A 13,991-nucleotide genomic window follows, 5' to 3' on the forward strand; every position below is an offset into this window, starting at 1 on the left:
TCATGCAATTGCATGACGCGCACCTCGCAGCAAGAATGCCGAGGCATTCTTGAAAGATGGAGTGACTAAGAAATTATATGGGTAAAAAAACGGAGATAGGTAAGATGGAGGCTGTGATAGAGGCCATTTTATTTACAATGGGCGAATCAGTGGAACTTAAGAAGATCGCGGCGGCGATTGAGCACGATGAAGCGACTACAAGAAAGATCATTCATCGGTTGCAGGACAAATATGAAGCAGAGGACAGAGGCCTTCGTATTATTGAGCTGGAAGACTCCTTTCAGTTGTGCACGAAGCGGGAGATGTATGACTATCTCATTCGTATTGCAAAACAGCCGAAGAAATGTGTTTTGACAGATGTTCTGCTGGAGACATTATCAATCATTGCATATCGTCAGCCGGTGACAAAGCTTGAAATCGAAAAGATCCGTGGAGTCAAATCAGATCACGCGGTAAATAAACTGGTAGAATATAATCTTGCCTGTGAAGTGGGAAGACTGGATGCACCGGGACGGCCGATTTTATTTGGTACAACAGAAGAATTCTTGCGAAGATTCAGTATTCAGTCTATCGAAGATCTTCCGAGCATGCAGCCGGAACAGGTAGAAACATTTAAAGAAGAGGCAGAGGAAGAAGTACAGCTTAAATTAAATGTATAAACAGATATAGTAAATGAAACAGATAAAGTGAAGAAGAGATACATATTTGTGCGCAGAGTATCATAATCTGTAAAGATAACGGTGCTTCAGGGTACTGGATATGAATCAGAACAAAATAAAAATTATCGCAGTCTTACTTTTGTTATGCATATCTGCCGCCTGGCTGGAAAGATATGAAATTCAGGAATCGGATCAGAATCTATCGGGTCAGATGGCTGACAAAATGAAACAAAATACAGACGAGCCACAAAATCTATACGCCCAATCGGCAGTCCTTATGGATGCTGACAGTGGGCGTGTTTTATTTGGAAAAGAAGAGGAAGCCATAAGGCCTATGGCAAGCACCACAAAGATTATGACCTGCATCATAGCACTGGAGCATATGACAGATAATGAGATAGTCACAGCGTCTGCATATGCTGCCAGTCAGCCGAAAGTTCATCTGGGTGTCCGGGAAGGGCAGCAGTTCTATCTGAGGGATATTTTATTCTCGCTTATGCTGGAATCGCACAATGACAGCGCAGTTATGGTTGCAGAAGAGATAGCCGGAAGCGTGGAAGCATTTGTAAAAATGATGAACGAAAAAGCAGAAGAACTGGGGCTTACTAAGACACATTTTGTAACGCCAAACGGACTGGATGGAGAGGATGAAGGTGGCGTGCACGCCACAACAGCCATGGAACTGGCGAAAATTATGAAATATTGTATTATGGATTCTCCGGAAAAGGAAATGTTTCTGGATATTACCGGAACGAAAGAATACCATTTCCGGGATCTTAAAGGAACTTCTTCTTATACATGCACGAATCACAATGCTTTTCTGACTATGATGGACGGGGCGATTTCTGGCAAGACCGGTTTTACGGCAGATGCAGGATATTGCTATGTCGGTGCACTCAGACGTGATGAACGGACATTTATCGTGGCATTACTTGCCTGTGGCTGGCCGAATCATAAAGGATATAAATGGAGTGACACGAAGAAACTTATGGAATATGGACTTTCGAATTATGAGTACCGGAACGTATGGCAGGAGCTTCCAAAGCAGGAGATTGTTGTAAAAGATAGTGGTAACGACCAGAACATTTATCAGAAAAACAGCGTGGCTGAGGTTGAAATTCAACAGAAGCCGGAAGTATTAAAAGTATTATTAAGAACTGATGAAAATGTAGAGATTTCCGTGCAGATGGAAAAAGCTTTGTCTGCACCGGTGGAAAAAGGGCAGAAAGTGGGAGAAGTGCGGTACATAATAGATAAAAATATTATTGGAAAATACGATGTTTTGACAAGAAGCGGGCTTAAAAAACGGACATTTTTCTGGTGCCTGAAAAGATGTATGGAGCGCTTTTTTTGGCTATACAAGATTGAATACATTCTTCGTGGATTTGCGTTGACGGAGATCGAAAACCATGATACAGTTAACATTGTCAGGGGAAACAATTCTTACACACTTTTTCTTGTTTTTTCTATTGACAATTTGCGGCGGTTATAATACTATATTAATCAAATACCGAACATTCGTTCGGAAAATATCAAGGAGATTTAATTATGGCGAATAATGAAGATAAGAAGAAAGCCTTAGATGCGGCTATTGCAAAGTTAGAGAAGGATTTTGGTAAAGGTACGGTCATGAAGCTTGGAGACCCGGCAGCCCAGGTATCAGTGGAGACAATTCCGACAGGATCTTTAAGTCTGGATATTGCACTGGGACTCGGAGGTGTTCCAAGAGGACGTGTGGTTGAGATCTACGGACCAGAGTCCAGTGGTAAGACAACAGTTGCACTGCATATGATTTCAGAAGTTCAGAAAAGAGGCGGGATTGCAGGGTTTATTGATGCTGAACATGCCCTTGATCCGGTTTATGCGCGTAACATTGGAGTAGATATTGATGAACTTTACATTTCACAGCCTGACAGTGGAGATCAGGCGCTTGAGATTGCTGAGACAATGGCGCGTTCCGGCGCGATGGATATTATTGTCATTGACTCTGTTGCAGCGCTTGTACCGAAGCAGGAGATTGAAGGAGATATGGGAGATTCCCATGTAGGACTTCAGGCAAGACTGATGTCCCAGGCACTACGTAAGCTGACTCCTGTTATCAGCAAGTCTAACTGTGTGGTAATCTTTATCAACCAGCTTCGTGAGAAGGTTGGTATTATGTTCGGTAATCCGGAGACTACGACCGGTGGACGTGCATTGAAGTTCTATGCATCTGTCCGCATGGACGTCAGAAGAATCGAGACGCTCAAGCAGGGCGGAGAGATGATTGGTAACAGAACCCGTGTGAAGATTGTGAAGAATAAGATCGCACCTCCGTTCAAAGAGGCAGAATTTGATATTATGTTCGGAAAAGGTATTTCAAAAGAAGGAGATATTCTGGATCTTGCAGTAAATCTTGGACTTGTCAACAAGAGTGGTGCATGGTTCTCCTGTAATGGAGATAAGATCGGCCAGGGACGTGAGAATGCTAAGATTTATCTCACAGAGCATCCGGAACTTATGGAGTCTTTGGATAAGCAGATTCGTGCACACTATAATTTTGACGGATCAGCATCAGAGGAAGCGGATACAAAGGAAGGAAAAAGCAGTAAAGCTGACAGTGCGGTCAAAGTAGCAGCAGAGGCAGAGAAAGAGGATTAACAGATGATTGTCACAAGAGTTGAAGCTGTGACAAAGACAAAGTATAAGGTATATGTAGATGGACAGTTTGCTTTTATATTGTATAAGGGTGAACTGTCCCGTTTTCATATAGCCGAAGATCAGGAATTGTCGCAGGAAAGCTATGAGAAGATTCGAACAGAGGTTATATTAAAAAGAGCAAAGCTTCGGGCAATGCATCTTTTGAATGATATGTGGCGTACAGAGGCGCAGCTTAGGGAGAAACTTACGCGTAATGAATATCCGGCAGATATCGTGGAGGCTGCAATCAGTTATGTAAAATCTTTTGGTTATATCAATGATTATGAATATGCAAGAAGTTTTATTGAATCAAGGAAAGAACGAAAAAGCAGGCGGGAGATTTATATGCAGCTTGTGGGAAAAGGAGTGTCCAGAGAACTAATTGATGAAGCATTTGAAGAGAGCTATGAGCGTGAAGATTCTACGGAGGCAATTCGCAGACTGCTAGAGAAAAAGCATTATGATCGGGAGAATACGACGCCGGAGGAAAAGAAAAAAATAATGGCTTACCTTGTCAGAAAAGGTTTTAGCTATGATGATATCAGAAGAACCATGCAGATATATGAGTGTGAGATGTACAGTTGATATAAAGAAAACATATTTAAATTATAGAAGTTTCCAATGGTTAAGCTTGACATCTTTCACAAAACAGTATAGAATTTAACTGTTGTATTTGTACAATGAAAACTAAATAAGGAGGTGCTCCTGTGCCGATAGGAATAGTAATTGCTGTTGCAGTAGTGCTTGTCATTGTGTCAGCAGTCATCAGTCACTTTGTAACCGTTTCTAATCTGAAGAAGAATGCGGAATCTAAGATTGGTAATGCGGAGAACAAAGCGCGTGAGATTATCGATGATGCAGTGAAGACAGCCGAGGCTAAGAAGAAGGAGTCTCTCTTGGAAATTAAAGAGGAATCAATCAAGAATAAGAATGAACTTGAGAGAGAGTCAAAGGAACGCAGATCTGAATTACAGAGATATGAGAAGCGTGTACTTTCCAAGGAAGAAGCTTTGGATAAACGGTCTGAGGCAATTGAGAAGCGCGAAGCAAGCTTTACAGCAAAAGAAGAACAGTTGAAGCAGCGTGAGAAGAAAGTTGACGAGCTGAGTCAACAGCGTGTACAGGAACTAGAAAGAATCTCAGGACTTACCTCCGAACAGGCAAAAGAATATTTGTTAAAAACTGTTGAAGAAGATGTGAAACATGATACTGCGAAGATGATCAAAGAGATGGAAGCGCAGGCAAAGGAAGAAGCAGATAAGAAGGCAAAGGAATGTGTTGTCACTGCTATCCAGAGATGTGCAGCAGATCATGTAGCTGAGACTACGATTTCTGTAGTTCAGCTTCCGAATGATGAGATGAAGGGAAGAATTATTGGTAGAGAAGGACGTAATATCCGTACTTTGGAGACACTGACAGGTGTGGAACTGATTATCGATGATACCCCGGAAGCTGTTGTATTATCAGGCTTTGATCCAATCAGACGTGAAGTTGCGAGAATTGCGCTTGAGAAGTTGATTGTTGACGGACGTATACATCCGGCAAGAATCGAAGAGATGGTAGAAAAAGCGCAGAAAGAAGTCGATTCTATGATTCGCGAGGAAGGAGAGTCAGCTGCACTTGAAGTTGGTGTTCATGGAATTCATCCAGAGCTTATCAAGCTTCTTGGTAGAATGAAGTTCAGAACAAGCTATGGACAGAATGCATTGAAGCATTCTATTGAAGTGGCACAATTATCCGGACTTCTTGCTGGAGAAATCGGTCTCGATGTCAGAGTGGCTAAGAGAGCCGGACTTTTACATGATATCGGTAAATCAATCGATCATGATGTGGAAGGATCACATATCCAGATCGGTGTTGACCTTTGCAGAAAATACAAAGAGTCAGCAACCGTTATCAATGCGGTTGAAGCCCATCACGGCGATGTAGAGCCGGAATCCCTGATTGCATGTGTTGTACAGGCTGCTGATACGATTTCTGCAGCAAGACCGGGTGCAAGAAGAGAAACATTAGAAACATACACAAACAGGTTAAAACAATTAGAAGATATCGCCAATCAGTTTAAAGGCGTTGAGAAATCTTTTGCAATTCAAGCAGGTAGAGAGATTCGTATCATGGTAGTTCCAGAACAAGTATCTGATGCAGACATGGTATTGCTGGCTAGAGATATTGCGAAACAGGTTGAATTTGAACTTGAATATCCAGGTCAGATTAAGGTAAATGTAATTCGTGAATCAAGAGTTACAGATTATGCCAAGTAGAAGATAAATGATAAGGAATCATCACATATAAAGCATAAAAGCTTATGGTGATGGTTCCTTTTTTGTATAATAAGAAATTGCTATAATAGTCCTAAAATGCTACAATTATGGTTGATAGTAAATAAAAGGAGATGTATGTGATGGATTTCAAAGAATATATCGTACAGAGAATCGAAGAGATGCCGCTTGTGACGCTGGCAACGGAGGAAAAAGATGGGGCAGTCTGCATCGATTTTACAAAAGTGGATGAGAAGATGTACAATGGAGTTCTGATTGGAAATACGGCAAATGCTGCGAAGATTCTGACAGAGGAATATATGACGGCTGTGACACCGGACGCAGAAAAAGACCAACTGCTGTGGTTCACTTATGAAGGTATGACAGAAAAAGCTCTCAAGAAGAAAATGAATATGATGGAAGCATTTGTATCATCTATATAAGAAAGGTGGCTGAATTATGAGCGAAGAAGTGAAGCGTGTCGGAAGAGATCTGGCATATGAAGGAACAGTCATAAAAGTTTATAAAGACCATATGAAATTTGCAAATGGTAACACGGCAGAATGGGATTTTATCCATCATGACGGGGCAGCCGCAGTTGTTCCGGTCATGGATGATGGAAAAATTCTCATGGTTACCCAGTATCGTAATGCGTTGGAGCGAGATACGCTTGAAATCCCAGCAGGGAAACTGGATGCGCCGGGAGAGCCTGGAATTGAATGCGCTTCCAGAGAACTGGAGGAGGAGACGGGATATCGTTCAGAGAATCTTGAATGGTTGATTACACTTCGGACAACAGTGGCATTTTGCGATGAGAAGATTGATATTTACGTTGCGAAAAATCTGATTCCGTCACACCAGCATCTGGACGAGGATGAATTTATCAATGTGGGAGCTTACACCATTGATGAATTGAGAAAAAAGATTTATTCCGGTGAGATTGAAGATTCCAAGACGGTGGCAGCACTTCTCGCATATGCGGACAAATATGGAAAATAGCAATCTGCAGACATCAGTGTTTACATGAGATGGAAAAGCAGATTTATGAACAAAGAAGAATCACAACAAGTAAATAAGAATATCTAGAAAGTCCAGGCATATAAATAGAGGGAGACTACATGCAAAAGTATCTGAACAGGAGGTTACGTGTGTGAAGATACAAAGAAGGCAAAGGTATCCTATTCTGATTTATATGCTGGGCTTTTTTCTTGGAATCATATATTTGAATGTTGCTTCGACCAGGTATGTTGTAGATGTGGGAATCTGGAGCGAGTGGTTCAGAAGCCAGTATCTTGGCTATGATTTGAAATCTTTTGATTATATGTGGTATGTAGCGCAGATACGCCTGCTTCCGGCAGGCGGACTTGCAATACTTGGTGGGACAAAGTTCCGGAAAATAGCAGCTTATCTGTTTCTTTTATGGGCTGGACTGGCAAGTGGCATGATTCTGACATCGGCACTTCTTATGCTGGGAGTCAAAGGATTGATATTATGCATTATAAGTATGCTTCCACATTTTTTGTGCTATATACCGGCTTATGCAATGCTTTTACTATATTTATTCCGATATCCGGTGAGCGAATGGAATTCTACGAAGACGTTAAGTTTTGTATTATTTCTTACTATGGGAATTGCATTAGAGTGTCTGGTCAATCCGGTATTGTTGAAAATGTTTTTGAGAACATTATAAAAACTAGCATTCTTTTATGTGTTGTAATGAGAGCTCAAAAGCATCTGGCGTAAATGATAGCTTATATACAAAATCCCGGTTACGAAAAGGAATATCTGGCTTGCCAGAAGGCAATGCAGGTATCCCGGGATTCCCCAATATGCTGTAAAATATAAGACACCAATGATCCGAATGAAAAGACTTAGCGTATTTAGCAAGAAAGAAATGCCAGTTTTTCCGAGACCATGGATAATGCTGATGAGTGCACTGTTGGCGTATAAAAATGGACACATCCAGGAAAGGGTGCGTATGAACTCTCCGGCAAGAGAGCTATGGAAGAGCAGTCTTCCTAATACGGGACCAAGTAGAAAGAATCCGGCCAGGCATCCAGTTCCAAGAAAAATGCAACCACAGAGGGAACTTCGGATCATTTTCTTTATGCGTTGTACGTTTTTTTGAGTCTGGGCTTCTGTGATAGCAGGTAAGAGCATTGTGGAAGCAGAATTAGTAAGAGCGGATGGAAACAGGATACAAGGAAGAGCCATACCTGTCAGGACACCATAAGTACTCAAGGCATCTGAGGTGGAAAGCCCATAAATTAGTAAAGAAGCAGGGATAGAGACTGCTTCGATACTTTGCAGTATATTTAAAAGTATACGATTACCGGTAATGGGAAGAGACAGTTTTATAAGCTCTTTTGCATCGGAAAACATTTGCTGTAAGGAAAGAAAAGGCGGAATAAGAAAATGAAGCCCAGGTTTATTACGAACGCATTTTAGACTATAAAGGGCAGAAGCTATTTCACCGAATATCAACCCCAGAACAGCAATCCAGATGCCGGAAGATCCTTCGGTGTGGTTTAAAAACTGACAAATAACGAGAACACTGAAAATACGTACTGTTTGTTCTAATAATTGAGAGGATGAAGGAATTTTGGTGTCTTTTAGGCCGAGGCAGTATCCGGTAATACAGCTATGTATAGCACTGAAAGGAAAAACGTAAGAAAGCAGGATCAGAAGATGTTCACATCTTCGGTCGCCAAGTACAGAGCCAGCTAAAAATGGCGCGAATTTTTGCAGAAAAATTGTAAAACAGCAGGAGACGGACAACGTGATGAGAAGTCCGGTATAGAGAAGCTGGCGGGCTTCTTTTTTTCTGTCCTGAACAAGACGGCTGGCAACACTGCGGGAGAGAATCGTCTGAATTCCGGCACAAGTTGCGGAATAGCCAAGAGCATAAATGGGAAAAATAAGCTGGTAAAGTCCGACCTGAACCGCTCCAAATGTATGGCTTAGGAAAATGCGATAAAAAAACCCCATAAATCTGGTGAGCAGCCCTGTAACGGTTAAAATAAATGTCCCTTTGATAAGTGGATTGTGTAACTCCATGAAAGTACCTCAAAAGATGCCTTTATTTCTTTATTATATTCGTAGGAAAAGCTTGACAGAACGGAAAATGGGTGATATTCTACTTAAAGTAAATCCCCAGTATTTTGCTAGGGATTGGAAAAGAAGGTGAAAATATTGAAACTGTCGACAAAAGGAAAGTATGGTCTGCGAGCCATTATCGATTTGGCGAGATTTAGCGAGAAAGAACCAGTATCCATCGGCTGCATAGCCACGAGACAAAAATTGTCTGAGCGATATCTGGAACAGCTTTTTGCATTACTGAAAAAAGCAGGGCTTGTAAAAAGTATCCGGGGAGCGTCCGGAGGATATGTGCTTGCCCGTGATGCGTCAGAAATATCGGTAGGTGATGTACTGCGTGCCCTGGAAGGCAATCTGGAACCGGTAAGATGCGCAGCATTTTATTCAGAAGAAGGGTGTATGGCTTCCGATGAATGTGTCACAAAGTATGTATGGCAGAAAATCAACGACAGTATTAATAAAACCGTAAATGAAATCAAGCTGGATGAGCTTGTAAAAGAAAGCAAAGAACTGAATCCGGAGGGTGTTATCCACGGAGAATGCAGTCAACAATAGAGAAAGAAGGGTAATGTAAGATGTCTAAATTAATTTATCTTGATAATGCGGCAACAACAAAGACAGCTCCAGAGGTTGTAGAGGCTATGCTTCCTTATTTTACAGAATACTATGGAAATCCTTCCAGCGTATATAGCTTTGCAGCACAGAATAAAGAAGTGATCACACAGCAGAGAGAGATCATTGCAAATGCGCTCGGTGCCAAAACAGAAGAAATTTACTTTACAGCAGGTGGTTCAGAGTCTGATAACTGGGCATTGAAAGCAACTGCAGAGGCTTATGGAAATAAAGGAAAACACATCATCACAACAAAGATTGAACACCATGCAATTCTTCATAGTGCCGAGTATCTTGAAAAGAGAGGATACGAAGTAACTTATCTGGATGTAGATGAATATGGTGTAGTGAAATTAGATGACCTCAAAGCAGCAATACGTCCGGACACAATCCTGATTTCTGTGATGTTTGCAAATAACGAGATTGGTACGATCCAGCCAATTAAAGAGATTGGTGAGATTGCTCATGAGCATGGTATACTATTCCACACAGATGCAGTACAGGCATTTGGACAGGTTCCAATCAATGTTGACGAATGTCATATTGATATGTTGAGTGCCAGTGGTCACAAATTAAACGGACCTAAAGGAATTGGATTTCTTTACATCCGTAAAGGGGTTAAGATCCGCTCATTCGTTCATGGCGGAGCTCAGGAGAGAAAACGTCGTGCCGGAACAGAAAATGTACCGGGAATCGTGGGAATCGGAACAGCAACTGAGCGTGCGGTCCGCACGATGCAAGAACGTACAAAGAAAGAAACAGAAGTACGTGATTATCTGATCAAACGTGTTTTGGATGAGATACCGTATACAAGACTGAACGGACATCCAACAAAGAGACTTCCGAACAACGCAAACTTCAGCTTCCAGTTCATCGAAGGAGAGTCACTTCTGATCAGATTGGATATGAAAGGAATCTGTGGTTCCAGTGGATCCGCATGTACATCAGGATCTTTAGATCCGTCCCATGTACTTCTGGCAATCGGACTGCCTCACGAGATTGCACACGGATCACTCAGACTGACTTTGAATGAGGAAATCACAAAAGAAGATATCGACTACGTTGTAGACAGTCTGAAAGAAATCGTGGCTTATATCCGTCAGATGTCACCACTTTATGAGGACTTCTTAAAAAAACAAAAATAGATAATAAATCACAAACATCAGGAGGAAATATAAATGTATTCAGCAAAAGTAATGGATCACTTTGAACATCCAAGAAATGTAGGAGAGATTGAGGATGCCAGTGGAGTAGGAACTGTTGGAAATGCAAAATGTGGAGATATTATGAGAATTTATCTGGACATCGACGAGAACCAGATCATTAAAGATGTAAAATTCAAGACATTTGGATGCGGAGCTGCAGTTGCAACAAGCAGTATGGCAACTGAGATGGTAAAAGGAAAGACGGTTCAGGAAGCGATGGAGGTTACGAATAAAGCGGTTATGGAAGCACTTGACGGACTTCCGCCGGTAAAGGTACACTGTTCCCTTCTTGCAGAGGAAGCAATCCATGCAGCACTGTGGGACTATGCACAGAAGAACGGTATTACAATTGAAGGACTCCAGAAACCAAAATCAGATATTCACGAAGGTGAAGAGGATGAGGCAGAAGAGTATTAAATCGCAAAGGTAGATGTGATGGAGAAGAAAAAAGTAGTAGTAGGAATGTCCGGTGGTGTGGATTCATCGGTGGCTGCCTGGCTTTTAAAGGAGCAGGGATATGATGTGATCGGTGTGACCATGCAGATCTGGCAGGATGAAGATGAATTCAAGCAGCAGGAAGAAGGCGGATGCTGTGGACTTTCCGCTGTGGAAGATGCAAGACGGGTAGCTGCCCGTCTGGGCATTCCTTATTATGTTATGAATTTTAAAAATGAATTTAAAAAATATGTCATCGATTATTTTATCGATGACTATTTGCATGGAAGGACACCGAATCCATGTATTGCCTGTAACCGTTATGTAAAATGGGAGTCTCTGCTTACAAGAGCGATGGAGATTGGTGCAGATTATATTGCAACCGGTCATTATGCACAGGTAGAACAGCTTCCTAGTGGAAGGTATTCCATTAAGACTTCCGTGACAAGTGTGAAGGATCAGACTTATGCGCTATATAATCTGACACAGGATCAGCTTAGTAAAACACTGATGCCAGTTGGAAAGTATAGCAAAGACGAAGTACGTAAGATGGCTGAGAATATCGGACTTCTGGTTGCTCATAAACCAGACAGTCAGGATATATGTTTTGTTCCGGATGGAGACTATGCCACATATATAGAAGAAAACATTGCGGCAGGTTCAATCCGGCCGGGGAACTTCGTGACTTCCGATGGAACGATTGTAGGACAGCATAAAGGAATCATACACTATACAGTGGGGCAGAGAAAGGGTCTTGGATTATCTCTGGGACATCCGGCATTTGTACTGGAAATCCGTCCAGAGACAAATGAAGTAGTTGTGGGAACCAATGAAGAATCCATGTCCAGATATGTACGTGCTAATCATGTTAATTTCATGTCGGTTGCTGACATTGATGGGAAGAAGCGTGCGTGGGGAAAGATCCGCTACAATCATAAAGGTGCATGGTGTACAGTCGAACGTACAGGTGAAGACGAAATTTTATGTACATTCGATGAACCGGTACGTGCGATTACACCGGGACAGGCACTGGTGCTTTATGATGGAGAATATGTTCTTGGAGGAGGAACGATTCTATGAAAACAGATGCACATATGCACAGCAGCTTTTCTTATGATGCAGAGGTCTGTCCAAAGAAAATGATAGAAGCTTCCATCCAGAAGGGGTTAAAAGCCATCTGCTTTACAGATCATTATGACAAAGATGACGATCAGTGGGGCGAGGGAGAGCAGATTTTTGATGTAGATGAATATTTTACAACTATGACAAGGCTAAGGGAACAATATCGGGATCAGATAGAGGTCCGGATAGGGGTTGAACTTGGTCTCAGACCGCATCTTGCAGAATATTACAGCAGGTTCGTTCCAAAGTATCCATTTGATATGGTGATTGGATCGGTCCACTCGGTTCACGGCGTAGACCCGGCATCCGAAAAGCTGTTTGAAGGAAAGACTGATGCACAAGTATACAGGATGACCTTTGAGGAGAGTCTGGAGGATATCAGACATTTTCATGATTTTGATGTTATGGGACATCTAGATTATGTGGTAAGATATGGTAAGAACAAAGAAAAAGAATATTCGTATAAGATGTTTGCAGATGAGATAGACGCTCTTTTAAGAGAACTGATCGAACATGGCAAAGGACTTGAGCTTAATATGGCAGGACTCAAATATGGACTGCCTTTCGCACATCCGCATCCGGATATTCTGAAGCGTTACAGAGAGCTTGGAGGCGAAATTGTTACAGTTGGTGCAGATGGGCACCGGCCAGAGCATATTGCATGGGAATTTGACAAGGCATGTGACATTTTAAAAGGGTGTAATTTTAAATATTATACAGAATTTAAGGAAAGAAAGCCGATTTTTTTGACACTTCGATAGAATTCGAAAAGAGACTTGAATTTTTGTACTTTCTTTAGTACAATGAAAGAGGTTGATGAATCTTTAACAAACTTTTGTTGAAGATATCAGCATAAAATGCAAAGAACTAAATTTAAAACTTTAGGAGGAATTAATCATGGCAGTAAAAGTAGCGATTAATGGTTTTGGACGTATTGGACGTTTAGCTTTCAGACAGATGTTTGGAGCAGAGGGATATGAGGTAGTTGCAATCAACGACCTGACATCTCCTAAGATGCTTGCACACCTGTTAAAGTATGATTCTTCTCAGGGAAGATATGCTTTAGCTGATAAGGTAGAGGCTACAGAGGATTCTATCATTGTTGACGGAAAAGAGATCAAAATCTACGCAAAAGCTAATGCTGAGGAACTTCCATGGGGAGAAATCGGTGTAGACGTTGTTCTGGAGTGTACAGGATTCTATACATCTAAAGAAAAATCCATGGCACATATCAAAGCAGGAGCTAGAAAAGTTGTTATTTCCGCACCAGCTGGAAAAGACCTGCCAACAATCGTATATAATGTAAACCACAATGAGTTAAAACCAGAGGATACAGTTATTTCTGCAGCTTCTTGTACAACAAACTGTCTTGCACCTATGGCTAAGGCACTGAATGATCTTGCACCGATCAAATCTGGTATCATGAGCACAATCCATGCTTACACAGGAGATCAGATGACTCTTGATGGACCACAGAGAAAAGGTGATTTAAGAAGATCTCGTGCAGCAGCAGTTAATATCGTACCAAACAGCACAGGTGCTGCAAAAGCAATCGGTCTTGTTATTCCAGAGCTGAATGGAAAACTCATCGGTTCTGCACAGCGTGTACCAACACCTACAGGATCAACAACAATCCTTACAGCAGTTGTAGAGGGTAACGTAACAGTAGAGCAGATCAATGAGGCTATGAAAGCAGCTTCTAATGAGTCATTCGGATACAACACAGATGAGATCGTATCCAGTGATATCGTTGGAATGAGATATGGTTCACTGTTTGATGCAACACAGACAATGGTTATGCCACTTGACAACGGAACAACACAGGTTCAGGTTGTTTCCTGGTATGACAACGAGAATTCTTACACAAGCCAGATGGTAAGAACAATCAAATACTTCTCAGAGCTTGCATAAGATTTCGAGTATTT

15 protein-coding genes are annotated in these 13,991 nt (G+C 41.6%); 14 read left to right on the forward strand and 1 reads right to left on the reverse strand.

The features are described 5' to 3' along the window. Positions 1–77: 77 nt before the first annotated feature. The 8 genes from scpB (at position 78) to LI164_RS00040 (ending at position 7,286) form a co-directional block, all read left to right on the forward strand. Positions 78–659 carry an SMC-Scp complex subunit ScpB gene (scpB, locus tag LI164_RS00005; protein WP_005332498.1) on the forward strand — a complete coding sequence of 194 codons (582 nt, stop codon included), beginning with the start codon at positions 78–80 and terminating at the stop codon, positions 657–659. 100 nt (positions 660–759) lie between these two features. Then, positions 760–2,151, forward strand: a complete 1,392-nt coding sequence (locus LI164_RS00010; protein ID WP_227086566.1) for a D-alanyl-D-alanine carboxypeptidase family protein — start codon at positions 760–762, stop codon at positions 2,149–2,151. Between the two features lie 56 nt (positions 2,152–2,207). Next, complete coding sequence (gene recA / locus LI164_RS00015; protein WP_005332501.1) at positions 2,208–3,299, forward strand: recombinase RecA; 1,092 nt, start codon at positions 2,208–2,210, stop codon at positions 3,297–3,299. 3 nt (positions 3,300–3,302) lie between these two features. Next, positions 3,303–3,923, forward strand: a complete 621-nt coding sequence (locus LI164_RS00020; RefSeq protein WP_227086567.1) for a regulatory protein RecX — start codon at positions 3,303–3,305, stop codon at positions 3,921–3,923. Positions 3,924–4,045: 122 nt separating this feature from the next. After that, positions 4,046–5,599, forward strand: coding sequence for a ribonuclease Y (rny, locus tag LI164_RS00025; RefSeq protein WP_005336573.1), 1,554 nt, complete (start codon positions 4,046–4,048; stop codon positions 5,597–5,599). Positions 5,600–5,739: 140 nt separating this feature from the next. Further along, entirely contained in the window at positions 5,740–6,039 is a 300-nt protein-coding gene (locus tag LI164_RS00030) for a hypothetical protein (protein WP_022279035.1), read from the forward strand. 16 nt (positions 6,040–6,055) lie between these two features. After that, positions 6,056–6,595, forward strand: coding sequence for an NUDIX hydrolase (locus LI164_RS00035; protein ID WP_227086568.1), 540 nt, complete (start codon positions 6,056–6,058; stop codon positions 6,593–6,595). Positions 6,596–6,746: 151 nt separating this feature from the next. Next, on the forward strand, positions 6,747–7,286 hold the full coding sequence (locus LI164_RS00040) for a stage II sporulation protein M (protein WP_227086569.1): 540 nt from the start codon (positions 6,747–6,749) through the stop codon (positions 7,284–7,286). 14 nt (positions 7,287–7,300) lie between these two features. Here the strand turns inward: LI164_RS00040 and LI164_RS00045 are convergent, their stop codons facing one another. Further along, positions 7,301–8,653, reverse strand: coding sequence for a polysaccharide biosynthesis protein (locus LI164_RS00045; protein WP_227086570.1), 1,353 nt, complete (start codon positions 8,651–8,653; stop codon positions 7,301–7,303). Between the two features lie 135 nt (positions 8,654–8,788). Here LI164_RS00045 and LI164_RS00050 point away from each other — a divergent pair, with 135 nt between their 5' ends. From LI164_RS00050 to gap, 6 genes are all read left to right on the forward strand, one after another. After that, positions 8,789–9,247 (forward strand): Rrf2 family transcriptional regulator, encoded by a 459-nt coding sequence (locus LI164_RS00050; RefSeq protein ID WP_022279039.1) that lies wholly within the window; start codon positions 8,789–8,791, stop codon positions 9,245–9,247. Positions 9,248–9,267: 20 nt separating this feature from the next. Then, a complete protein-coding gene (nifS, locus tag LI164_RS00055; RefSeq protein WP_117606107.1) occupies positions 9,268–10,449 on the forward strand; it encodes a cysteine desulfurase NifS in 1,182 nt (393 codons plus the stop codon). A 33-nt stretch (positions 10,450–10,482) separates the two neighbouring features. Then, positions 10,483–10,926, forward strand: a complete 444-nt coding sequence (gene nifU, locus LI164_RS00060) for a Fe-S cluster assembly scaffold protein NifU (protein ID WP_005332537.1) — start codon at positions 10,483–10,485, stop codon at positions 10,924–10,926. Positions 10,927–10,944: 18 nt separating this feature from the next. Next, on the forward strand, positions 10,945–12,024 hold the full coding sequence (gene mnmA / locus LI164_RS00065; RefSeq protein ID WP_168933058.1) for a tRNA 2-thiouridine(34) synthase MnmA: 1,080 nt from the start codon (positions 10,945–10,947) through the stop codon (positions 12,022–12,024). Next, the gene (locus LI164_RS00070; protein ID WP_005332541.1) at positions 12,021–12,827 is read left to right on the forward strand and encodes a histidinol-phosphatase HisJ family protein; all 807 of its coding nucleotides are present in this window, start codon (positions 12,021–12,023) and stop codon (positions 12,825–12,827) included. The genes mnmA and LI164_RS00070 overlap by 4 nt, the downstream gene beginning before the upstream one ends. 136 nt (positions 12,828–12,963) lie before the next feature. After that, a complete protein-coding gene (gene gap / locus LI164_RS00075) occupies positions 12,964–13,977 on the forward strand; it encodes a type I glyceraldehyde-3-phosphate dehydrogenase (protein ID WP_005332543.1) in 1,014 nt (337 codons plus the stop codon). Positions 13,978–13,991: the final 14 nt, after the last annotated feature.

Origin of the sequence: Dorea sp. 210702-DFI.3.125 (genome assembly GCF_020560945.1) — a bacterium.
GTDB classification, from domain to species: Bacteria; Bacillota; Clostridia; order Lachnospirales; family Lachnospiraceae; genus Dorea; species Dorea formicigenerans.